Raw genomic sequence first — 23,636 nt, 5'->3', positions numbered from 1 at the left:
TACAGAAATCATCTTCTTAAGTCTGCTATATAGTCTTTTTTTAAACTGTCCTTTACAACGGGTACATTTTAGAAGATAAGGGCTTTTAATTAAAATACTTTCTAGTATTATTTGAAAATTTCAGATGGCATATTTAAATCTTCATCAACATTAGTCTCCGTATCTTTAGAGGTTATTTCCTTAGTACTATCTTTAGGGTTCAAATAATTAACTACATACTTTAGAGGTGATACCTGATAATCCTTATAAGTAAATATTGCAGTACATTCAGTTCTGTCTAATCTACATCTATAATCTTCATTTGGTACCATTTTATTTAATACTAAATCTTTCATTTTTCCAGTCCAAGGAGTAGTTAAGTCCTTTCCGGTTCTTTTAGCATAAACTCTTTTGCCAATAAGAAGATTATTAAGATAGTTTAAGGAAGACGGATTTGATTTTTCATCAGGCAATACACTATAGCCTTCACTTCCTATATCAAATATGATTAAATCTGCTTCTGTAGCAGGAACGTAGTTTTGATTAGTGCCAGTTCCAGTTTTAACATATTTACCATTTACGTAGTCAAAGGTAATTATTCTATTTGTACTACTAGCGAGATTAAGTTCATTTGCATCTCTTTTAAGAACATATTCATTCATTTTATCATCTTTATTTTTCTTTTCTATACTTTGAAAGATATCTTGTTGTTCAATTTGTAATCCACAACTATTTACATTTATCTTACCTAAATTTAGGCCTTCTTTTATAGGTGTACCAATAACCACAATATTGTGCATTAATGATCCATGCTCATTAACACTACTATCATTTTTTATTATTTCACCAGCCCAGCTTTTAAAGCTAGAAGTAGAAATGTCATTTTTTACGTTAATCAAATCACTATTATTAGATAAGATATTTTGAAATTTATTATAATCACTTCCCACTGGTTCTTGGGAGGTTTTGTTTAGTAAATCATTAATAATAAAAGTTGACGCATTATCAAGCCACTGCCTATAATTAGGACTCTCATAGTCTTTATTACTAGTGAAGAAGTTTTTATAGATTGGACCTACTGAAGCATATAGTTTTACGATTGGTTTAGGAAACTTCCCAGTAGATATACTATTATTAGAATTTGTAGCTTTGTCAGATAAAAAAGCATATGTTCCTATATTACAGCTTGTCACTAAAAGAGCCAAGCATAAGAAAAGATAAGCTAATTTTTTTCTTAAATTCATAATCTCTTCACCTCCTAATTATTATAAGACCACTGAGGGTCATTGGGTTGAGTTGAGTGAATATTGATATTGAATTTAAGACTTTTTCCTTCAGCTTTATAAGGAACATTATTTTGAAGTGAAAAGCTTAATTTAACTTCAATGCCACTATTTGCTTTTAAAAGAATTGGGTCATTATTTTGATCTTTTAAAGTTAGTATTTTATTTGAACTTTTAATATAATCTTTTAAAGAACCATTATATAGGAGATTAGAGCCAGACTCAATCTTAAAGTTTATATATGGAATTAATGCATCTTTTTCTGATTCAGTAAAGTTATCTAAACTAAATGCAACTTTAGATGTTAGACTTCCTATATTCTTTATATTATAGTTTTTAGTTTGAGTGTCACCTGGAAGTAATCCACTAATATTAACTATAGGACATGTGATATGTGATTGGGTGTTTGAATCTACAAAATCAGATTTTATTGTTCCAATGGATACATTAATACTGTTTTCAACTTTTTCGTTATGAACAAAATAAGAATAAGTAGCTCCAACACCAGAAAATGTTAATGTTAGACAAAGCAGAATAATCTTTATAAGTTTCTTGTTATTCAATGCTATTACCTCCTTTGTTTAGAGAGGCTTTTTTTTGTCTGTAATCAAAAATAATTAATCCTATACCAATAAGAGCCATTGCTAAAGCAGTTAAAAGAGCAAAGTTAGCTGCTGCCCCGGTTTTAGGAAGTGTAGTAATGGCAGTAGTCACAGTTCCGCCATCCTTTAAGGAAAATTGAATACTTAAATTAAATAGCTGTTGAAGATTTTGAAATATATTTCCGGTGGTTTCATTTAAATATACTGTAATAGAAATATCTTCTGAACTGCCGCCAGAAGTTAGTATAGGTTTATCTAACAAAACACTGTTATTTTTGAGGTCTTCAAATGTACCATCGAAGAGAACTAAATCTTTATCCTTTAACTGAACTTTTAAATTCTTTAAAAATTCATTATATATACTTTCATCTGGATTTATAACTTTTCTTAACAGAAAGTTGTTAACTGATTCTATTTTAACTGAGATTTTATTTATTTCTAGGTCAGTAGTATTATCATTTTTAATTACAAAGTCCTTAGTAAGTTTTCTTCCTGGATACCAAAATCCATCATTATCATCAAACATTCCTGAACTATTATCGCTTACCTTAGGAACAATAGTTACCTTGCTTTGAGTACTCTCAAGTGCTGATGCCTTTATAGAGCCACCTACAAGAGAAACCATGATTGTTCCAACGAATAAGGCAAGGATAAGTTTTCTAATTTGCTTTCTAATTTTCATTTTTTATACTCCTTGCTTTAAGGATTTTAATAATTGAAACCCTATATTAATTACTATAGGTTGGATTATTCCATTGAGTGGCTGTAATATCTAGTAGTTTAAAAGCATTATTACTTAAGGTAAAGTTACCACTAGTACAAGCCGTGATATTTGTTGGAACTTCTAGTCTCACATTAAACTTTAATGAAGCATTCTGTTTTACATTCTCGACATACCAAGTGTTATTATCTTTTGAGTCTTTTGATATTTTTATAGCTGAATCATGGTTAATAGGTTCTATACTTAAGATAAATGGTGAATTACTTAATAAGTTTCCTTTTGTTATCTTAAGTTTGGATTCGAGAGAACCAGTGTAATTTATAGTGATCTCCTTTTTGAAAGCATCACCAGGTCTTAAGTTATCAATATTAAGATCAGAAGTAAGAGTTTTTCCTTCTACAAGATCATTACTTAAAGACTTAGCATTTTTAATTACAATAGGAGTATATTCCCAAGGAGAATTAGTGGTTTGAAGCTTTACATCTCCCAGTGTGAATGTAACAGGATCTGACTTAGTTGTAGCCGTTAGATATGCATAAACCCCCATAGTACCTGAAGTTAGTAGAAGAATTGAAAGAGCAATTAAAATTATTAGCTTTGAATTCTTCATAGATATCCTCCTAAATATAAAGAATTACAGTGCAATAAATATTTTTAAAGCACTGTAATATTTATGAAGTTAATATGGCAAGTGATTAGTGACCAGATTCACTCCAACCTGGGTTATTCCATTGAGTTGCATCAGCGTGTAGTTTAAAGGTTAATAATTTATCCATACCACCATTTGTCATACTGTTATCAATTAGTGTAGTAACAGTTATTCCAACTGTTTGACCAGGATTAGCATCTAATAATACATATCCAGGAGCTAAGGTTAAGTTAATTTCATTTCCGCAGGAACCATCTGCATTAACTGCATAAGCTTTAAAGTTAAAAAGCTTTGAATCTAACAATAGACGGTCTTTATGAGTATTATCATTTACTGCTATGTCATCAAGGCTTAGTTTAACCTTAGCATCTAATTTACCATCATTCTTTAATGTGAAAGTTTTAGTTAAAACATCTCCAGGAGCTACATTTGAAACATTGTCTCCACTTGGAAGTATTTCATCATTTTTATTAAGAAGATTAGAAAAGTTATTTCTAGTAAAATGGTCTAGGTCAACTCCACTAGCTAAAAGTTTCCACTGAGTTTGAGCAGTGAAACTAACATGTACATCTCCTAATGTAATTGTTTGTGTATTTGTATCTGCTGTGTTAGTAAAATATGCAAAGGTTGATGCTGTACCTGCAACTAATAGAGATGCAGACAATAATAATGCTCCAATTGATTTTTTATTCATAACTTTTCCCCCTAAAATTTAGATTATATTTTATAATTTCAAATTTATATGAAAAGCGCGCCTTTTTCATAACTTAGTAAATATTATTCAGGTTTTAATTCCCTAGGTTCAGTTTTCTTTTGTTCTTTATATATTCTATATATTTCTGTTCCAGAAACTATGAAAAATAATAGCCATATACCTATAACAGAAGGTAATCCTTTTATATTTAATAATAGGAAGCCAAGTAGAGGTATTCTAAAAAAATATTTACCTACTATCATATTTGAAGTAATAGAAATATCGTCTTTTGCATTGTTACTATCACCTTTAGTCGTAAATAGAAGATTTCCTTTAGTGTCTTTATTAATTTCAGTTATTCTATGTGATGTTAGAAAGTTTTCATCATAGATATAAGTTATGATATCTCCTACTTTAAGATTATTAGCATCAACTTTTTTATCAATTATTAGGTCTCCAGGGTTAAATACTGGTTTCATACTTCCAGATAAAACAGACAGCCATTCATAAGATCCAATGGATGTAAGATTACCAGGCTTTCCTTTTGATTGTATGTTGCTATAGGCTGCAATTATTACTAAAATAAAAAGTAAAGCAATTATTGTGTTTGACAAATACTTGAATATCTTCTTTTTCATCTTATGCCCTCCTTAAATTTATTCACAATTTTTAAAAGATAGTGTTAAGTACTAGTTAAAATTACATATTTTAACCAAGTTACAATTTTATATATATTTACTTAATTTGATATATATTACAAATTATTTTTGAAATTAAAATATATTTTAGTTTTTATATTTAATTAAAGGGTTCTAAGGAGACTCTTTTTTTCGGTGTAAACTTATGATAAAATAAGAACAAAAGTTCGATTAACAGTAATTTTAAACCGGAAAAGGTGATTATATGAATAGGATAAAAATTATACATGCAGCAGATTTTCACTTTGATTCTCCATTCAAAGAATTATCTAGTTCCTATGGAGAAAAAAGAAATGAAGATATAAAGAAAAGTTTTAAAAAAATTATAGATTTAGCCAATGAAGAATGTGTACAAATTCTTCTTCTATGTGGAGATATATTTGACAATTCTTCAATAAAGAAGTCAACCTTAGAGTTTTTAAAAAGTGAGATAGAAACATTAAGAGACACAAAAGTATTTATATCAGCAGGAAATCATGATCCATTAAGTGAAAAAAGTTTCTATAAAGTTTTTAATTGGCCTAAAAATGTATTTATTTTTTCAAGTGAATTAGAATATGTAGTTCTAGAAGAGATTAAGACTGTTGTCTATGGGTATTCTTTTAGTTCAAATTATGAGAACACATCACTTTTAAAAAATTTTAATATTCCTCCAATATATAAGGAATATATTAATATAATGGCACTTCATGGTGAAGTTACCACCTCTACAGGAAATGAATATAACCCTATTACTATTCAGGAAATAGGAAAGAGTAATTTAAATTACTTAGCTTTAGGGCATAGACATGGATTTTCAGATATAAGAAAGGAAGATGATACATTCTATGCTTATTCAGGCTGTCCAGAAGGAAGAGGCTTTGATGAAACTGGAGAAAAGGGAATAGTCTTTGGTGAAGTATATAAAGATGGTGTCAATCTTAAGTTTTTACCATTATGTGAAAGAACATATAATTCAATAGAAGTAGATATTAGCAATTGCACTAATCAAGAACAAGTAATTAATTCAATACTATTTTCGCTAAAAGATGAAGATACAGATAGAAACTTTTACAAAGTAATTCTAACAGGTTATATTAATGGTGAAATGCCTATAAAAGTTAAAACCTTAGAGTATAGACTTAAAGATAAGTTCTATTATATTAAAATAAAGGATGAAACAAGGGTTAACTTAGATATTGATATTATAAAGAAGGAAAATTCTTTGAGAGGAATTTATTATAGAAAAGTAGCTGAAAGGTTATTAGATGCAACTGAAGAAGAAAAAGTTTATCTTGAGGAAGCTCTTAAGATAGGTTTAGAGGCGTTAATGGAAGAGGAAGTGAAGGGTAATGATTATTAAAGACCTAAAAATCAAGAGATTTGGAAACTTGAAAAATATAGAATTAACATTTAAAGAAGGAATTAATATAGTCTATGGTGGAAATGAAGCAGGAAAGAGCACTCTTCAAAGTTTCATAAAAGTTTGGCTTTATGGTATATCAACAAAAAGAAACAAGTCTTTAAGAGATAATTTAAGGACTAGATATGCCATATATAATTCTGAAAGATCTCAAGGAGAACTTTTAGTTAATGTTAAAAGTGAAGACTTGAGAATAATAAGATCCTTTGGGAGTACAAAGAAAGAAGATAATTCTAATATTATAGATGAAATATCAGGAAGTAAGGTAAATGAAATAAGCTTAGATGAACCGGGAAAAGATCTTTTAAATATAAGCCTTAGTTCTTTTGAGAACACGCTTTTTATTAAAGGGTTAGGAACATATGTAAGTTCTTCTAAGGATGATGAGGTTATGCATAGATTAACAAATAGTTTCGAAAGTGGAGAAGAGGGAGTATCTTATTTCAAGGCCATTGCTAAATTAGAGCTATTGCGAAAGTCAATAATAACAACAAGGGGAAATGGAGAATTAGATAAGTTTAAAGAAAGTAAAGATAAGTTAATTGAAGAAAGAGAAGATTTTCTTATTACCTCAAATAAAAATATAGAAGATGAAAGTAGATTAATAGATATAAAAAAGGAAAAAGAAGAAACAGAATTAAAATTAAAAAAATTAGATTTCTATAAAAAACATATTAAAAAAATGAAATTGCAGAAGGAATATAAAGATATTCTAGAATATTTAAGAAAAAGTCAGGAATTGAAAAAACTAGCAGAAGGAATTGAAGGTGAACTCAAATCAGAAGAAGGCTTACTAGATAGAGAAAAAGTTGAGGCTATAAAAGAAGATGTAGCAGTATTATTAAGTTTTAATGAGGTTATTGAAAGTAAATTAGAAGAAGAGCAAGAGATAGAGAAGGAAAGAAGAAGCATAGAAGAAATACTAGAGGGCAATAAAAGTATAATAGAATTAGGAGATGACTTAGAGGAAAAAACATTAAAGTTATATAAGGAAATAGAAGTTAATAAAAGTAAAATCCTAGTTTATGAAGAGAATATAAAAGAGATTGATGGGTTAAAAAGCCGCTTGAATGAAATTAAGCTTTCATTAGGTAGAGGGGTTAATATTGAAGGTTATGAAGATGACATAGATAGTACCATTAAAGAATATGAAGAATCGCTTTTTATGTTAAAAGATAAAATTAGCTTAGGGCATAAAGAGGATTTAACTAAGGAAATTAAGAAAAAAAATAATAGCAATTTTATCATTACTATTTTAATTATATTGGGCATTTTATCTTCAATTACACTAGCATTTGTTAAACCAAGTTTTTCTATAATACCCTTATTTTTTGTTGGGTTTCTCTTAAATATAAGATTTAAATTATCTAAAGATATTGAGAAATTAACAGATGATAAGTATAGTAAAGAAAGATTAAAAGAGATAGAAGAGAAAATTATAGATAAAGAAAATAAGTTAAATGAATATGTAAATATGCTTAAGTTTTCATCACTAGAGGAATTAGGTGTGTCTTTAAGGAAATATAAAAGACATAAAGAAGAAATAAGAGTACTAAGTGCTTTAATAAAAGAGAGGGAAGAAAAAAGTTATAACGGGGAAATAAATTATATCAGAAGTAGATATTTAGAAGATACTAAGATGTTAAATACTATTTTTGGTTATGCTAGGTGTGATAGCTTAGAAGCGTTACTATTAAAGTTTAAAGATTTAAAGGAAGTCCTATCTAGACAAACAATTGTGAATGCAAGATGGAATAATTATAATGAAAATCTAAAATCTCTTAATAATGAAAAAGAGAGAAAAGAAAAAAATTTATACGACAAGTTACAATTGATAGGTTTTCAAGATATTCCACTAAATAATTTAAATTTAGAATTGGATAAGATATTAGATAAATTAAAAGAAAAAGAACAGGTACAGGCCTCACTTAAATCAGTAGAAGAAACCTATAAGGTTCTTCTTAAGGATAGAGATTTAGAAAATATAAATAAAGAGCTTGAGTATATTATTAATGACAATTTAGATTATTCCTACGAAACAGAAGAAGAAGTTGATTTTGAAATTAAACAAACAAATTTAAAACTTATAAATATTGAGAAGGAGCTTAAAGATGTAGAAAATTCAATATATAATAGGTTTTTAGGTAAAAGAAGTTTGATTTCAATAGAGGGAGATTTGCAAGAAACACTAGGTAATATTAATGAACTTTCATTAAGATTGAAGGGAGTAGAACTATCTATTGAATTATTAGAGGAATCCTTTAAAGAACTTCAGAAGAATATGGGACCGGTATTAAATGAGAAAGTATCATATTATTTTTCAAAGCTAACATCAGGTAAATACAAAGAAGTGAAAGTATCACAGAATTATGAGCTTGTAGTTATTGAGGATAGAGGTGATATCTTAAGTGGGGAATTATTAAGTAATGGAGCTTGGGATCAAGTATATCTCTCATTAAGATTAGCACTTGTCGATATGCTTTTTAAAGAGGAAAAGGTACCTTTAATTTTTGATGATGCTTTTGTTCAATATGATGATAATAGGCTTAGGAATGTACTTGAGGTATTAAGTGAAGTTAGTTATAAAAGACAGATAATTTTGTTTAGCTGCCAAAAGAGAGAAGTAGAGATATTAAAAAATATGGCTACTAAAATGGAGTCTTTAAATACCGAAATGCAAGTGGTAGAACTGATATAGAGTTTTTTATAGGAAACTTAATTTATTCTTGTTTGATTTCAGGCATGAAGAAATTGTTAGTTGAACTTAAAACTCTATAATATAGGGTTTTTTATAGGAGAATCTTAAATATAAATATGTATTTGAGATTCTCTTTATTTTCCCAATGTAAATGTAACATTAAGAATAATATTGAATATTTTAATAAGAGAATAGTATGTACCTTTTTAAAGTATTATGAGGTATATATATTAATAAAATTAAGGAGAAATCATGGATTTAAGGGGAAGCAAAACTGAAAGAAATTTACTTAAAACTTTTGCTGGGGAGTCTAGAGCCAACACAAAATATACAATTTATTCTGAAATAGCAATACAAGAAGAATTATTATGGATAGCTGAGATATTTAAAGAAACTGCTCATAACGAATTGGCACATGCCAGAGAAGTATATAGGAGATACTTAGAACTAGCTAAAGATACAAAAAGTAATTTATTAGATGCAATAGGCGGAGAAACAGAAGAAGCTAGAAGTCTTTATAAAGAATTTGAAAAGGATGCAAGAGAAGAAGGATTTGATAGAGTAGCTGATTTCTACAAAGAACTTAGAGAAGTTGAAGCAAGTCATCAGAAGAGATATACAGAACTTTATAATCAGCTTGATTCTAATAGCTTTTTTGAAGTGGATGGAGATAAGTTATGGAAATGCATGAATTGTGGATATATTCACGAAGGTAGTGAAGCTCCAAGAGTTTGCCCACTATGTAAATATCCTCAAGGATATTTTAAGCTATATTGTGATCCTTTGTCTGAAAAGGAATATAAAGATTAATTATAAGAGGTGAAAAGTATGTATTTTAAATATCCAGAAGAATATTTTCTTCCTGTTATTAGAGAAGCGTTAATAGATATAGAGGATGGTATAATTTCAAATGAAGTAAGGGAAATTAATACTAAGTCAAATATTTATTGTGATATAGATGAAGAGTATGTGGACAATTTTCTAAAATTAAGTACATTATAAATTGAAAATAGTATATATAAGCATAAAATCCCTTAGCATTAATATAAATTATAGAAAGCAGTACAAATGGTGATGGTATGGGATATAATGAAATAATAGGCTCCTATTATCAAGAAATTACTAATCTAGTTATATTGATGGAAAAGTATGTAAATTCATATAGATTATTAATAGGAGGAGCAGGTGAATTAAATGGTATTGCACTTGCAAAAAAAACTGATGTAAGGAAAGCACTTAAAAGAGCAGATAAGTTAGGAGATTTAATAGATGAAATATTAAAAATTCTAGAATGTACTGAATACACATACTTAAATTTTGTGAAAATTAAGAGTGATATATTGGTAATGAAAACAGAAAGAGATCTCATATTAACTGAAATAGACAATGAACTTTTATTTCAAAATAGTAAAAGATCTGAAGGAAAAGATGGTAAGTTTGATAGAAAATTTGACGAGGAATTTAGAGAAGAAGAAAGAGCAGATTTTGATGGTGAATTTCCTACAGGATATATTGAAGAAATAAAAGATAAAGATTAGCAAGTTTCAACTATATACTAAAAGGGATCCAGTTAATACTGAATCCCTTTTAATATAAAATAAAATTATACTTTTTTTAGCTTAAACGTACTAATCATTAAATAAGATAAAATGATCATTATTACAACTGGTATAAATACAGAAGTTTTATTATTTACAGTTACTAAAACAAAAAGTGCAACAACTGCTCCAGCAATTGTTATTGGAACCCCTGTAAAAACCCCATCAAATGTTGAAGCATTATATCTTGCTAACCTAAATGCTCCACAAATAGGGAATAAAATAACGCATATATAACCTAATACTCCATAAGGACCTAGGTTTTGGAATCCATATAATACGAAAGTAAGTATTGAAGGTGCTACACCAAAGGAAACTAAATCAGCTAATGAATCTAATTCTTTTCCAAGGTCAGAAGAAACATTTAAAAAACGAGCAATCCTTCCATCATATCTATCTATTAAACCAGCAACAATTATAAAAATGGCTGCTAAAAAATAGTTATCGTTATATGTTGCAATAATTGATAGTAATCCAAAAGCAAGGTTAGCAAAAGTAAATAAGTTAGGTATGCTGCTTTTTCTCATATAATCACTCCTAAAAAAATAATTAACTAAATATATAAACCAATATTTATTATACTCTATGAAATCTAAAAAATTAAGAGGAAAATATAGATTATTTGAATAATTAATGTATTTATAAGGTAAATTTAAGAATACATTCGTAATATGACGCAAATAATTGGATAAAATATTAGAAATTTGATTACATATGTTGGCTTTGAACTGGAGACTATCTCGACAACATTTGGTAATAGTGGTATAATCATTTTTGTTTCTCGTATAAATTAAGAGGAGGATATTTTCATGAAAAAGGTAAAATTTATTTACAATCCCTTTTCAGGAGAAAATTTAATTCTTTCAGAATTAGATAAAGTTATTTCAATACATCAAGAGTTTGGTTACCAAGTTGTACCTTTTAGAATCGAAAAAGGGATTACTATAGATGAAGCATTAAATGATATTGATGAATCTTTCTACTATATTTTAGTAGCTGGTGGTGATGGAACAGTAGATTCATTGGTAAATGCCATGAAAGAAAGGAATATCAATATTCCTTTGGGAATTCTCCCAGTAGGAACAGCTAATGATTTTGCAAGATTTTTGGGATTGCCACAGGATATAGCTACTTGTGTAAGACAAATATTATCTTCAAAACCAAAGGGCGTTGATATAGGAAAGATAAATAATAAATATTTTATAAATGTTGCAAGCACAGGGTTATTTACAGATGTATCTCAGAAAACTGATTTAAATCTTAAAAATACAATAGGTAAGCTTGCATATTATCTTAAGGGATTAGAGCAACTCCCTAATTTCAGAAAACTAAAGGTTAACATAAAGTCGAAAGAAGTTGAATATGATGGATATATGTATCTATTATTGGTATTCAATGGACAAACAGCTGGAAGTTTTAACCTTGCAACTAGTGCAGATGTGATGGACGGATATTTAGATGTAATAATGTTCAAGGCTATAACAATTATAGATTTAATTCCTCTATTCATAAAAGTATTGAGAGGGGAACATCTAGATAGCCCGAATGTTCTTTATTTTAAGACTGATAATCTTATAATTGAATCACCTGAAGATATAGTAACAGATATTGATGGTGAAAGAGGTCCAGATTTTCCACTAAATATTCAGTGTATAAAAAATGGAATTGAAGTTTTAGGAATAAAATAATAATAAACATAATAATTATAAGTAGTAGTAATAAACATTAGGAGTAGGTATGCCAGAAGAATTTTTCCAGTACTTAATATTGCTATTTATAATTATTTTTTTGCTGAGAATTCTTATAAAAATAAGAACTTCGTGTCCAAGAAAGCTAAAGTTATATATGCTGATTGCATGTATTTTTGCATTGCTATCTTTTATCTCGCAATTTTATATAGCATTAGGGAACAATCAGCAGTTTATAATTTATTTTAAACCATTGATTTACTTAGATAATCTAGCAACAATCCTTTTTTCTATATTGATTTTGTATGTGTTACTTAGAAAAGAAAAATTAGAGTTTAACTTTGCATATGTTTTATTATTTCTATTTACGATTTCATATATAGTCTATATGTATCTAGCAAAAGCATATGTGAAGGTAGATAATGATTATGGATTCATGGTAGTTTTAACTACAGATTTCATATATAGAATTACTTATATGCTCATAATACTTATATTGTCTTCAAGTATAATTATTTTTTTAGACTATAAGTATGCTGTAAGAGTTCCATTAATTTTACTATTAAGTGTAACAATCGGAGTAATACTAGAAAATATATTATATTTATCTAATATACGGTTTTTTGCATATCCTATTTTCAGCGAATTATTAGTGATTTTATTATTAAATTATTCTTTAAGTTTGTTTAAAGGGCAAGTAAAAGCAACAAGTACGCTTTTAAGGAAAAACCTTTAATTAACATTGTTAAATATTTTCGATAATGGAGAGTATATATAGTGAGTATATACTCTCCATTTTTTACTCTTTAGGAATTTATAATATTTTAAGGTTTTGGATAAAATTATAAGTTTGAATTATGCTCTAAGGATTCAATGGATCTCCCTAAAGAGTAAAAAAAGAATTAGTCGCCTGCCGTTTTTTCCTCACATGCGTTTGGAAAGGCAGATGCGAGAAAAAAATTGACGGCTCATAATCGCCTTGGCAATTTTTTTATTAAGTTTCTATCGGAAAAAACTAAAGAAGGTGAAGTGTGATGGAAGGAACAGATTATAAATTAGGATTAACAAAAACAGAAGTGGAACAAAGAGTAAAAGCTGGATTAGTTAATGTTGTCGTAAGTCCACCTTCAAGAACATGGTTTCAGATAATTAGAGCAAATGTATTTACAAGATTTAGTGCGATAAATTTAGTATTAGCAGCAATAGTAATTGTTGCTGGATCCCCAAAAAATGCATTATTTGCCTTTGTAATAATAACAAATTCTATTATAGGGATTTTCCAAGAAACTAGAGCAAAAAAAACAATTGAAGAACTTTCTCTATTAAGTAAGTCTAAGGTTAAGGTTATTAGAGATGGTATAGATGTAATGATTAATTCAGAAGAAGTAGTCCTTGATGATGTTATTATTTTAGAACCAGGTATTCAATTAGTTACGGATTCAGTTTTATTACCAATGGGAGATGTAGAAGTTGATGAATCAATGCTTACTGGTGAATCAGATTATATTGGGAAAAAGAAAGGAGACAACCTTTTATCAGGAAGTTTTATTGTTTCAGGTTATGGATATGGGAAAGTAATAAAGGTAGGAGAGGATACCTATGCAGCTAAGTTATCGAGAGAAGCTAAAAAATTTAAAGTTATTAATTCTGAGATGCAAGGAGCTATTAATAAAATATTAAAGTATATTATGTGGCTTATAGTACCAATAGGAGTTCTTTTAATTGTTACACAGATATTATTTACAAAATCCACCTGGCAAGAGGCATTTATAAGTGCAGTGGCAGGTGTAGTGGGGATGGTTCCAGAAGGGTTAGTTCTATTGACAAGTGCTACTTTTCTAGTAGGAGTAATCAGACTTTCAAAATATAAAACCTTAGTGCAAGAACTTCCTGCAACTGAAGTGTTAGCAAGAGTAGATACTATGTGTATAGATAAAACAGGAACCATAACAGAGGGAAAGCTTAAGATAATAGATATAATTCCCTGGAAGGAGAATGATATCAAAGATATAAAAGAGATTTTAGGAACCTTTATTAAAAGCTTCCCGGGAGGTAATTCAACTTTTGAAGCTTTAAGAAAGGAGATACCTATATTTAGCAAATACATAGTTAAACATATGGAGCCCTTTGATTCCACAAAAAAGTGGAGCGGAATAGAAGTTGAAGAAATAGGAAGTTTTGTCTTGGGAGCACCTGAAATGATAGTGAGTGAGGACAATATAGCAGTTAGAAGTATAGTAGAGCAAGAGGCTGAAAAAGGAAGAAGAGTCCTAATATTAGCTCATTTTAAAAATAAAAAGTTAAATGAGAATTTACCAGAAGATATTGAGCCGATGGCAATACTTTTGATGGAGGATATTATAAGGAAAGATGCTAATGAAACCCTTGCATATTTTAGAAAACAAGGAGTAAATATTAAGATAATTTCAGGAGATAATCCTATTACTGTGGCATCGGTTTCCAAGAAAGTAGGAGTTGAAAACTCGCATAAATATATCGATGCAAGAAATTTACCAGAGGACATAGAAGAACTTTCTAAAGTAATAGAGGAGAATGTCATTTTTGGCAGAGTTACTCCCTATCAGAAACAAAAATTAGTAAAGGCTTTACAGGCCAGAGGAAGAATAGTTGCAATGACAGGAGATGGAATTAATGATGTTTTGGCACTGAAGGAATCAGATTGTGGAATTGCTATGGCCTCAGGAAGTGATGCGACTAAAGCAGTAGCTCAGCTAGTTTTATTGGAATCAAATTTTAATGCATTACCAAAGGTGGTAGAAGAAGGAAGAAAGATGATAAATAACTTAGAGAGAGTTTCAGAACTATATTTGTCAAAGACTGTGTATTCAATACTGCTTTCACTTGTTTTTGCACTTATTTTCTTGCCTTTTCCATATGATCCTATACAGTTAAGTTTAGTAGGTTCAATTAGCATTGGATTTCCATCAATGTTTTTAGCCTTGATTCCTAATAAGGCATTGGTTCATAGGGGATTTTTAAAAAGGGTTTTATCTATATCAATACCAAATGGAATAAGTATCAGCTTAGGGACTCTTTTGGTATATCTTATTGCATACTATCAAGGAAGGCCAATTGAAGAATTAAGAACTTTAAGTATATTAGTATCAGGATGCATTAGCTTATTAATTTTACTTAATGTTTCTAAGCCATTAAACTTATTTAAAGGAACCTTGGTTGCGCTAATGGCATTTGTGTTTTTCATTTCTTTTGCAGTAAGGTTATCAGCTGATTTCTTTGGCTTTAGTATAATTAATATATTTGATGTAATATTAATTACTGCTGTAGTTGCAGTAAGCTGGGCAATGAATAATGTTTTTATAATGATAGAAAAAAATATAAATAGACATCCATAATAGGATGAACTATTTATATTTTTTGATTAAAATCAATGATTTTTTTTCTTCTTATAATTTTTATTGTTTGTTGAATGAGCTTTATTATTTTCTTTTCCAGCCTTAACCTTTGGAGGATTAGGAGGAATTAAGCATTTAGGGCCAAAACCTATTAGATCTTCCCTACCAGCTTTTATTAAAGCTTTTTTTACTAAATTATAATTCTTAGGAACTCTAAACTGTATTAAGGCTCTTTGCATATCTTTTTCTTCTTGAGTCTTAGGAGTATATATTTTTTCTCCTGTTAGTGGGTGAATTCCAGTATAGTAAATGGTAGTGGAAAGTGATCCTGGTGTTGGATAAAAATCTTGAATTTGTTCAGGATTATATCCCATTTCTTTAACGTATAAAGCAAGTTCTATAGCAGAATGTAAATCTGATCCTGGGTGTGAACTCATTAAATAAGGAACAAGAAATTGATTTTTCCCTATAGATTTATTTATATCAAAGTATTTCTTTACAAATTTATCATAAACATCTCGCCCAGGTTTCCCCATTTGCTTTAACACTTTAGGAGCAACATGTTCAGGAGCTACCTTAAGCTGACCACTTATGTGATGTTTGCATAATTCTCTAAAAAACTCAGTGTTTTTATCGTGAATTAGGTAATCATATCTTATACCTGAACGAACAAATACCTTTTTTATACCAGGCAAACTTCGTACTTTTCTTAAAACACCTAGATATTCAGTATGATCTATTATTAAGTTGCTGCATGGTTTTGGAAACATACATTGTTTGTCTCTACAAGTTCCATGCTCCTCTTGTTTTTTACATGACTTGTGTCTGAAATTAGCAGTAGGGCCTCCAATGTCATGAATATATCCCTTAAAGTCATCTAAGGTAGTTAAGAGTTTAGCCTCTTCAACAATAGAATCAGAACTTCTATTTTGGATGATTCTTCCTTGATGGAAGGTTAAAGCACAGAATGAACAAGAACCATAACATCCTCTATGTGAAGTTATAGAAAACTTAACTTCTGTTATTGCAGGAATACCCCCTTCAGAATCATAAATAGGATGGGGTTTTCTGGTATAAGGAAGATTATATGTAAAATCCATTTCTTCTTGAGTTAATGGAGCTTGAGGAATATTCTGAACCAAAAATCTATCACCATGAGGTTGAATAATAGCTTTTCCTCTAATTGGATCTTGTTCATAAAACTCTATTCTATAACTTTCATTATAAGCCAATGTATCTTTTGAAACTTCTTCAAAAGAAGGTGCTAATATGTAATTTTTTAAATTCGATATATCTTTAGTTAAGTAACAAGTACCATTAACACTAGTAAGCTTCGATATATCTAATCCATAACTTAATAAATCAGCTATTTGTACTACTGGTTTTTCACCCATTCCATATATTAAAAGATCGGCCTTTGAATCTAATAAAATACTTCTTCTTACTTTATTATCCCAATAATCATAGTGTGCAAATCTTCTTAATGAAGCCTCTATTCCACCTATAATGATTGGAACGTCTTTATAGGCCTCTTTAATTCTATTACAATATACAATTACTGCTCTATCAGGTCTATGACCGGATTTTCCGCCAGGAGAATATAAATCATCACTTCTTCTTCTTTTTGCAGTAGTATAGTGGTTAACCATGGAGTCTATATTTCCTGAATTGACCAGGAAGGCATATTTAGGTTTACCTAGTTTTTTAAAATCCTCAGCATTATTCCAATTAGGTTGAGCTATAATCCCTACTGTATATCCATGAGCCTCTAAAGTTCTTCCTATAATAGCAGTTCCAAATGAAGGATGGTCTACATAAGCATCACCTGTAACAATAATAAAATCTAATTGATCTATATTTCTTTTTATCAAATCCTGTTTATTTATGGGTAAAAATTCCTTAACTAAATTCATTAGAAAATCGACCTTTCTCTTTCAGTTTCATAATCAATATATGATAACACATCAATAGAATCAATAGCAACAGAAATGCCTTAAAACTTAGTTTTTTGTTGCTTTTTTACCTAGATATAATATAATGAATTAGGAATAAAATTATTTTGAAAAGAAAGGGTGAAAAAAGTTGGAGGCAGGACCGGAAGGTAGTTCGATATTTGACGTCATAACAAATGAATACATGGAAGGAATGGTCTTCATACCCTAGAAGTATAAACATGCCTATTCCTTCTTATAAAAATAAAAATTAAATAAGGAGGAGTAGGCATGAAAAAGTTAAATGTATTTCTATATAGCTCAATTTTAAATAAAAAGGTATATGACGAGTTTGACGATGTACTTGGAATTTTAAAGGATGCATATGTTACAACCGAAGAGGGATATCCACGCATTATAGGATATAGAGTGAAAAAAGGAAATGTAATGTATGAATTTGAATTTAAAAATATAGATTTTTATTTAAGTGATAATAATAAAATTGTTATTAAAACAAGAGGTAGCAAAGAAATTCTGCCTAGAAGTTATAGTTATCTACTATCCCAAAATCTATTAGATAAAAACATAGTAGATATAAATGGAAAGCAGGTAGTAAGAGTAAATGACCTTAGAATAGTTGAAATTGCTGGTGAGTATAGAGTTGTAGCGGTTGAAACAGGTACTTTAGCTATCTATAGAAGAAAAGGCATTGAAAAAATGGTACAGCCTTTAATGAAATTATTTCATAAAGATATAGATGAACAGGCTATTATGTGGGACGATGTTGAATCCTTAGAGTTAGTTAATGATTCACTTCAGATTACAGATCCTTATCAGAAGTTATCAAAGCTGCATCCAGCAGATTTAGCAGATATATTAGAAGATTTGGATTCTCAATATAGAAGAAAAATATTTGAAACACTAGATGAAGATTTAATGGCAGATACTTTAGAGGAAATGGAACCAGAATACAAGGGTACAGTAATTAAGGAATTATCTGAGCTTAAGCAAGCAGAAGTTTTAGAAAACTTACCTAATGATGAAATTGCTGATATCTTGGATGAATTAGATGATGAATCAAGAGAAAAAATACTTATTTCGTTAGAAAAAGGTGATGCAGAAGAAGTTAAAGAACTTCTTTCATATGAAGATGAAACTGCAGGAAGTATAATGAATAAAGACTTTATTGCCTTAAATATAGATATTACAGTAAGGGAAGCAATAGAAATATTTAGAGAAACTAAGCCAGATGATGAAGTAATGTATTCCATATATATTACTGATGGTGAAGGAAGATTACTTGGTTCAGTTGCTTTAAAAGATTTAATCATGAATGAGGATAATGTGAAACTCTCTGAAATAATGAATGATAAAGTTGAGAAGGTTACACATAATGATTCATTAGATGAATTGGTAGAAAAGGAAAGCAAATATGACCTTTTATCTATTCCTGTTGTAGATGAAGAAAATAAGCTATTAGGAATTGTTTTAATGCACGACTTAGTAGATGAAATATTATTGCCATTTTGGAGAAAGAAAAATAGAAAAGCAGTTTAATTAAAATATAAAATAAATGTTATTTATGAATATAGAGGAATAACTTACAAATGATTATTTAAACAATAATATCATTTGCAAGTTATTCCTCAAATGCTTTAAATATAAAACATCAAAAGGAGTGTGAAAATAATAAGTTTTTTCATACATTATTATTAAATTAATAAGGAATAATAGAAAAAGGTAAGGATTCAAAAAAAATTAAAAATAAAAATTAAAAAAACTTGTTGACTTTTGGAATAAAGAGCATATAATTAAGTATATAAACCATATCAAAATAGTGGGAATTAAAAGTTGTGAAAAAGAAGAGTAACTTAGAGGCAAGTTAAGATAACTAATTTGAGGGAAAATTTTAAAGTATGTTTAACTATTAGTTATTTAAAAAGAGAGAAGGCGGCGGTGGAAAGCCTTTACTTAAATCTTTGTGAAGTGCACTTTGGAGCTGATATCCTGAAAAATTGATTTAGTAGGGTTATCCGGATTTCATCCGTTAAAATGATTTTAAGGTGAAGCGTTATGTGCTTAATTAGAGTGGAACCGCGGGTTATCTCGTCTCTATAATTTATTAGAGATCGGGGTTTTTTTTTTACCCTTTAGGAATTTACAAAATTTTAAAAAATTAATATAAAGATACATGGAGGTATATAGTATGATTTATGAAAATGCGTTACAATTAGTAGGAAACACACCAGTATTAAAGGTTAAGACTTTAACTGATGAGAATTCAGCAGAAGTTTATGTTAAACTTGAAAAGTTTAATCCAGGTGGAAGTGTAAAAGATAGAGCTGCACTTGGAATGATTGAAAAAGCTGAAGAATTAGGTTTATTAAAGCCAGGATCAACAATAGTTGAACCAACTTCAGGTAATACAGGAATAGCAATTGCTATGATAGGAAAATTAAAAGGTTATAGAGTAGTTATAACTATGCCTGAAACAATGAGTAAAGAAAGAAGAGACCTTTTAAAAGCTTATGGTGCTGAATTAATATTAACTGAAGGCGCTAAAGGTATGAAAGGAGCAATAGCTAAGGCTACAGAATTAGTTGAGCAAGAAGGATACTTTATGCCACAACAATTTACTAACTTAGCTAATCCAGAAAAGCACTATGAAACTACAGCAGAAGAAATATATAAGGATATTCCAGACTTAGACGCTTTTGTATCAGGAGTTGGTACTGGAGGTACTGTAACTGGAGTTGGTAAGAACCTAAAGAATAATTATAAAACATCTGTAAAAGTTATAGCTGTTGAGCCTGCAAAATCCCCAGTATTATCAGGAGGAAACCCAGGACCACATAAAATACAAGGTATTGGAGCAGGTTTCGTTCCAGATATATACGATGCAACTGTTATTGATGAAATAATTCAAGTAACTGAAGAAGATGCATTTAAAACTGCAAAAGACTTTGCTACAAAAGAAGGAGTTCTAATAGGAATTTCAGCTGGTGGAGCATTATATGCAGCACTACAAGTTGCTAAAAAGCTTGGACAAGGTAAAAAAGTATTAGTTATAGCTCCAGATGGAGGAGAAAAATATATTTCTATGGGCCTATATGATTAATTAATCTAGGATGTGATAAGCTTGTTTAAAAATCTAAGATATGATGTTAATAGTGTCATGAAAAATGACCCAGCTGCAAGAAGTTTTATTGAAGTACTTTTGCTTTATCCTGGGATACATGCTCTGATTGCATATAGAATATCACATTATTTCTATACAAAAAAAATGTTTTTCTTAGCCAGACTTATTTCGCAGATTGCTAGATTCCTCACAGGAATTGAAATTCACCCTGGAGCTAAAATAGGCAGAGGTTTAGTAATAGACCATGGAATGGGTGTTGTTATTGGTGAAACAGCAGAAATTGGTAATGATGTTTTAATATATCATGGTGTAACATTAGGTGGAACTGGTAAGCAAAAAGGGAAAAGGCATCCTACGATTGGAAGTAATGTAGTAATAGGAAGTGGTGCAAAGGTTCTAGGACCTATTGTAGTTTCTGATGGTGCCAAAATAGGCGCAAATTCTGTAGTTTTAAAAGATGTTCCAAAAGATTCTACAGCAGTTGGTGCGCCAGCAAGGAATATTGTTAAGACATCAGCAACTATTATTGAAATTACTGATGTCAGAGGAAAAAAGAGAAAAATGTTTAATGAAATGGTGATTTGATTATATGAAAAAGAACGGTAAGGAGAAGATTTTAGAGTACTGTAATTCATTAGGACTAGATTTAGTTGGATTTACGGAGTGTAGAGTTTTTGATGAGCTTAGAGGTTTTTATGAAAGTAGGAAGGAACTTTCTCTTGAAAATGAGTTTGAAGAGAAGGACATAGATAAAAGAGTGAATCCTAACCATTACTATAATAAGGGGAAGACTATAGTTTCTATAGCTTTCCCTTATCTTCATGCATGTGAATATGTAGATAATGGATTTTCTGTTTATACAAGAGGGAATGACTATCACAAGGTTGTTTTAGAGTACTTAGAAAAAGTTGCAGGTTTTATTAGAGAGTTAGGAGGAGAAGCGTATTGTTTCGTTGATTCTAACACTTTACCTGAAAGATACATAGCATATCTTGCAGGCATAGGATTTATAGGCAAAAACAATATGCTTATAACTGAAAAATATGGTTCATATATATTTCTAGGCGAAATAATAACTGATCTTGAAATAGAAAATTCAACAAATCTAACATTTGAAAGTTTAAATAAATTTATTAATTGTGGGGAATGTAATATATGTCATAATGAATGCCCAACTAAAGCAATTAATAGCAAAAGAAAAAATCCTAATATATGTTTATCTTATATTACTCAAAAAAAAGATATTGATGATATTTGGTTTGATAAATTAGAAGGAAGAATTTTTGGCTGTGATAGTTGTCAAAAACATTGCCCATATAATGAAAAAGCTAAAAGAAGTAGCTTGATGGAATTCTATCCTTTAGACTTCATGAATGAGGATGATAGTAAAAAACTAGTTTACATTAATAACGAAGAGTTTAAAAATAAGTTGAAGATAACCTCCAGTGGCTGGAGAGGAAAAAATATTATAATTAGAAACTCACTAATAAGAAATTATGAGAAAAATAAAATGGAATTTGAAGATATTAAATTTCAATCACCATACTTAAAAGACTATTTGAATAGACTTTATAAGAAAAGTAATTTATAATTGGGGTAGAAAATTTATAATAATTGTTTAAATTATAAATTTCAAACCATTTATTTAGTGAGGGGAAAAGGAAATGATATCAAAGTCTTTAGCAAAAGTTATAAATGTACTGCCTGAAAAGTGGTTCATAATCATAGCAAGAAAATTAGCAAATGGGTATATAAAAAGATATGCTCAGTTAAATGTAGAAGGATTTGAAAATATTGATAAAGCTAAGGGAGCCAAGATATTTATATGCAATCATTTAAGTAATTCAGATGGATTGATATTAAATAAACTTCTAAAGGAAAAATATGATCCGTTTTTTATTGCAGGTGTCAAATTGTCTAATGACCCAGTAACTAACTTAGGAGCAAAGATAGTTAAGACTATTAATATAAAACCTAATTCAGCAGATAAAGATGCTATTATGAATATTGTAAAGACTGTTAGAGCAGGAAATAATATTTTAATATTTCCAGAAGGAACAAGAAGCAGGACCGGGTCCATGATTGAAGCTAAAAAAGGTATCCTATTAATTGCAAGATTAACTAAAGCAGAAATAGTGCCAATAGGCATGGAGGGTAGTGAAATATTATTACCTATAAATAAAGATGGTGAAATGGCAAAAGAAAAATGGAATCATTCAAAAGTTACTGTGAGATTCGGAGAACCATTTACACTTCCATTAAAAGAAATGGATGAGGATAAACATCAATACGATGATAGAGTTTTGGTATACATTATGAAAAATATAGCTAAACTATTACCAGAAAAGTATAGAGGATTTTATTCTTAAATATATGATATATAATGCATTAAAGAAGTTACATGCATTACCATAAGATATAATATGATTTTTGCATTATATAGGTAAAGGAGGAGCTATGAAAAAGAGTACTGGAAAAATTTTAGAACTTTTAAAAGAAGCATATCCAGATGCAAAGTGTGAACTAGACCATAACTCACCTTTTCAACTTCTAGTAGCGACTATACTTTCTGCACAGACAACTGATAAGAAAGTTAATGAGGTTACGGAAAGTTTGTTTAAAGAGTATCCTGACTTAGATAGCTTTCTAACTTTAACCCATGAGGAATTGGAAAATAGAATAAAGCAAATAGGTTTATACAGAAATAAAGCAAAAAATATTTACTTAATGTGTAGACAATTAAAAGATAAATTTAATGGGGAAGTTCCTAATACTAGGGAAGAAATTACATCATTAGCAGGGGCAGGACGTAAGACTGCTAATGTGGTGTTGTCAAATGCATTTGGAGTGCCAGCTATAGCAGTTGATACTCATGTTTTTAGAGTATCAAATAGAATTGGCTTAGCAGAGGCAAATAATGTAGAAAAAACTGAAGAACAACTTATGAAGGAAATACCTAAAAATCAGTGGTCTCATGCACACCATTTACTAATATTTCATGGTAGAAGATGTTGTACTGCGAGAAAACCAAATTGTGAAGGATGCATTATTAACAAGTATTGCAATTACTTTAAAACAATTAATAAAGATTAAGTTATTCATGAAAGTTTTCTTGAGAGTAGAAGCTTAGGGCTTCTGCTTTTTTATTTTTCATAATGTATTGTATGTGAAATTTCACAA

General features: G+C 29.3%; 22 protein-coding genes and 1 other annotated feature. Of the genes, 14 read left to right on the top strand and 8 right to left on the bottom strand.

Features of this window, described 5'->3' with window-relative positions:
• Positions 1-107 precede the first annotated feature (107 nt).
• The 6 genes from L1S47_RS05720 to L1S47_RS05695 form a co-directional block, all read right to left on the bottom strand.
• Positions 108-1,223 carry a hypothetical protein gene (locus tag L1S47_RS05720; protein WP_238882497.1) on the bottom strand — a complete coding sequence of 372 codons (1,116 nt, stop codon included), beginning with the start codon at positions 1,221-1,223 and terminating at the stop codon, positions 108-110.
• 14 nt (positions 1,224-1,237) lie between these two features.
• Positions 1,238-1,825 (bottom strand): CalY family protein, encoded by a 588-nt coding sequence (locus tag L1S47_RS05715; RefSeq protein WP_238882496.1) that lies wholly within the window; start codon positions 1,823-1,825, stop codon positions 1,238-1,240.
• Positions 1,818-2,546: an LPXTG cell wall anchor domain-containing protein gene (locus L1S47_RS05710; RefSeq protein ID WP_238882495.1), complete on the bottom strand. Its 729-nt coding sequence runs from the start codon at positions 2,544-2,546 to the stop codon at positions 1,818-1,820. Before L1S47_RS05710 ends, L1S47_RS05715 begins: the two co-directional genes overlap by 8 nt.
• 46 nt (positions 2,547-2,592) lie before the next feature.
• Positions 2,593-3,195: a SipW-dependent-type signal peptide-containing protein gene (locus L1S47_RS05705; RefSeq protein WP_238882494.1), complete on the bottom strand. Its 603-nt coding sequence runs from the start codon at positions 3,193-3,195 to the stop codon at positions 2,593-2,595.
• An 85-nt stretch (positions 3,196-3,280) separates the two neighbouring features.
• Complete coding sequence (locus tag L1S47_RS05700; protein ID WP_238882493.1) at positions 3,281-3,928, bottom strand: CalY family protein; 648 nt, start codon at positions 3,926-3,928, stop codon at positions 3,281-3,283.
• 83 nt (positions 3,929-4,011) lie between these two features.
• On the bottom strand, positions 4,012-4,566 hold the full coding sequence (locus L1S47_RS05695; protein WP_238882492.1) for a signal peptidase I: 555 nt from the start codon (positions 4,564-4,566) through the stop codon (positions 4,012-4,014).
• Positions 4,567-4,831: 265 nt separating this feature from the next.
• On the opposite strand from L1S47_RS05695, the gene L1S47_RS05690 reads away from it, so the two are divergent.
• The 5 genes from L1S47_RS05690 (at position 4,832) to L1S47_RS05670 (ending at position 10,264) form a co-directional block, all read left to right on the top strand.
• Positions 4,832-5,968: a DNA repair exonuclease gene (locus L1S47_RS05690; RefSeq protein WP_238882491.1), complete on the top strand. Its 1,137-nt coding sequence runs from the start codon at positions 4,832-4,834 to the stop codon at positions 5,966-5,968.
• On the top strand, positions 5,958-8,726 hold the full coding sequence (locus tag L1S47_RS05685) for an AAA family ATPase (RefSeq protein WP_238882490.1): 2,769 nt from the start codon (positions 5,958-5,960) through the stop codon (positions 8,724-8,726). The genes L1S47_RS05690 and L1S47_RS05685 overlap by 11 nt, the downstream gene beginning before the upstream one ends.
• A 252-nt stretch (positions 8,727-8,978) precedes the next feature.
• The gene (locus L1S47_RS05680) at positions 8,979-9,536 is read left to right on the top strand and encodes a rubrerythrin family protein (protein WP_238882489.1); all 558 of its coding nucleotides are present in this window, start codon (positions 8,979-8,981) and stop codon (positions 9,534-9,536) included.
• Between the two features lie 18 nt (positions 9,537-9,554).
• A complete protein-coding gene (locus L1S47_RS05675) occupies positions 9,555-9,728 on the top strand; it encodes a hypothetical protein (RefSeq protein ID WP_238882488.1) in 174 nt (57 codons plus the stop codon).
• Between the two features lie 77 nt (positions 9,729-9,805).
• Positions 9,806-10,264, top strand: coding sequence for a hypothetical protein (locus L1S47_RS05670; RefSeq protein WP_238882487.1), 459 nt, complete (start codon positions 9,806-9,808; stop codon positions 10,262-10,264).
• A gap of 65 nt (positions 10,265-10,329) precedes the next feature.
• Here the strand turns inward: L1S47_RS05670 and pssA are convergent, their stop codons facing one another.
• A complete protein-coding gene (pssA, locus tag L1S47_RS05665; protein WP_202767915.1) occupies positions 10,330-10,851 on the bottom strand; it encodes a CDP-diacylglycerol--serine O-phosphatidyltransferase in 522 nt (173 codons plus the stop codon).
• A gap of 282 nt (positions 10,852-11,133) precedes the next feature.
• Here pssA and L1S47_RS05660 point away from each other — a divergent pair, with 282 nt between their 5' ends.
• The 3 genes from L1S47_RS05660 to L1S47_RS05650 all read left to right on the top strand — a co-directional run bounded on the left by L1S47_RS05660 (position 11,134) and on the right by L1S47_RS05650 (position 15,386).
• Positions 11,134-12,012, top strand: coding sequence for a YegS/Rv2252/BmrU family lipid kinase (locus L1S47_RS05660; protein WP_238882486.1), 879 nt, complete (start codon positions 11,134-11,136; stop codon positions 12,010-12,012).
• Between the two features lie 49 nt (positions 12,013-12,061).
• Positions 12,062-12,748, top strand: coding sequence for a hypothetical protein (locus L1S47_RS05655; protein ID WP_238882485.1), 687 nt, complete (start codon positions 12,062-12,064; stop codon positions 12,746-12,748).
• Positions 12,749-13,046: 298 nt separating this feature from the next.
• Positions 13,047-15,386 (top strand): HAD-IC family P-type ATPase, encoded by a 2,340-nt coding sequence (locus L1S47_RS05650; protein ID WP_238882484.1) that lies wholly within the window; start codon positions 13,047-13,049, stop codon positions 15,384-15,386.
• A 32-nt stretch (positions 15,387-15,418) separates the two neighbouring features.
• On the opposite strand, the gene L1S47_RS05645 is transcribed toward L1S47_RS05650, so the two are convergent.
• Entirely contained in the window at positions 15,419-17,299 is a 1,881-nt protein-coding gene (locus L1S47_RS05645; RefSeq protein WP_238882483.1) for a YgiQ family radical SAM protein, read from the bottom strand.
• Between the two features lie 309 nt (positions 17,300-17,608).
• On the opposite strand from L1S47_RS05645, the gene L1S47_RS05640 reads away from it, so the two are divergent.
• The 6 genes from L1S47_RS05640 to nth all read left to right on the top strand — a co-directional run bounded on the left by L1S47_RS05640 (position 17,609) and on the right by nth (position 23,549).
• The gene (locus tag L1S47_RS05640) at positions 17,609-18,874 is read left to right on the top strand and encodes a magnesium transporter (protein WP_238882482.1); all 1,266 of its coding nucleotides are present in this window, start codon (positions 17,609-17,611) and stop codon (positions 18,872-18,874) included.
• 287 nt (positions 18,875-19,161) lie between these two features.
• Positions 19,162-19,434, top strand: a binding site (T-box leader).
• Between the two features lie 89 nt (positions 19,435-19,523).
• The gene (cysK, locus tag L1S47_RS05635; protein ID WP_238882481.1) at positions 19,524-20,435 is read left to right on the top strand and encodes a cysteine synthase A; all 912 of its coding nucleotides are present in this window, start codon (positions 19,524-19,526) and stop codon (positions 20,433-20,435) included.
• Between the two features lie 21 nt (positions 20,436-20,456).
• The gene (gene epsC / locus L1S47_RS05630) at positions 20,457-21,041 is read left to right on the top strand and encodes a serine O-acetyltransferase EpsC (protein WP_238882480.1); all 585 of its coding nucleotides are present in this window, start codon (positions 20,457-20,459) and stop codon (positions 21,039-21,041) included.
• 4 nt (positions 21,042-21,045) lie between these two features.
• On the top strand, positions 21,046-22,047 hold the full coding sequence (queG, locus tag L1S47_RS05625) for a tRNA epoxyqueuosine(34) reductase QueG (protein ID WP_238882479.1): 1,002 nt from the start codon (positions 21,046-21,048) through the stop codon (positions 22,045-22,047).
• Positions 22,048-22,120: 73 nt separating this feature from the next.
• A complete protein-coding gene (locus L1S47_RS05620; protein ID WP_238882478.1) occupies positions 22,121-22,825 on the top strand; it encodes a 1-acyl-sn-glycerol-3-phosphate acyltransferase in 705 nt (234 codons plus the stop codon).
• Between the two features lie 88 nt (positions 22,826-22,913).
• The gene (nth, locus tag L1S47_RS05615; protein ID WP_238882477.1) at positions 22,914-23,549 is read left to right on the top strand and encodes an endonuclease III; all 636 of its coding nucleotides are present in this window, start codon (positions 22,914-22,916) and stop codon (positions 23,547-23,549) included.
• The last annotated feature ends 87 nt before the right edge of the window (positions 23,550-23,636 follow it).

The sequence above is a fragment of the Clostridium sp. YIM B02551 genome, from assembly GCF_022324735.1.
Taxonomy (GTDB): Bacteria; Bacillota; Clostridia; order Clostridiales; family Clostridiaceae; genus Clostridium_T; species Clostridium_T paridis.
Note: the sequence above shows the minus strand (reverse complement) of the source record. Positions and strands in the feature narration are given on the sequence as shown.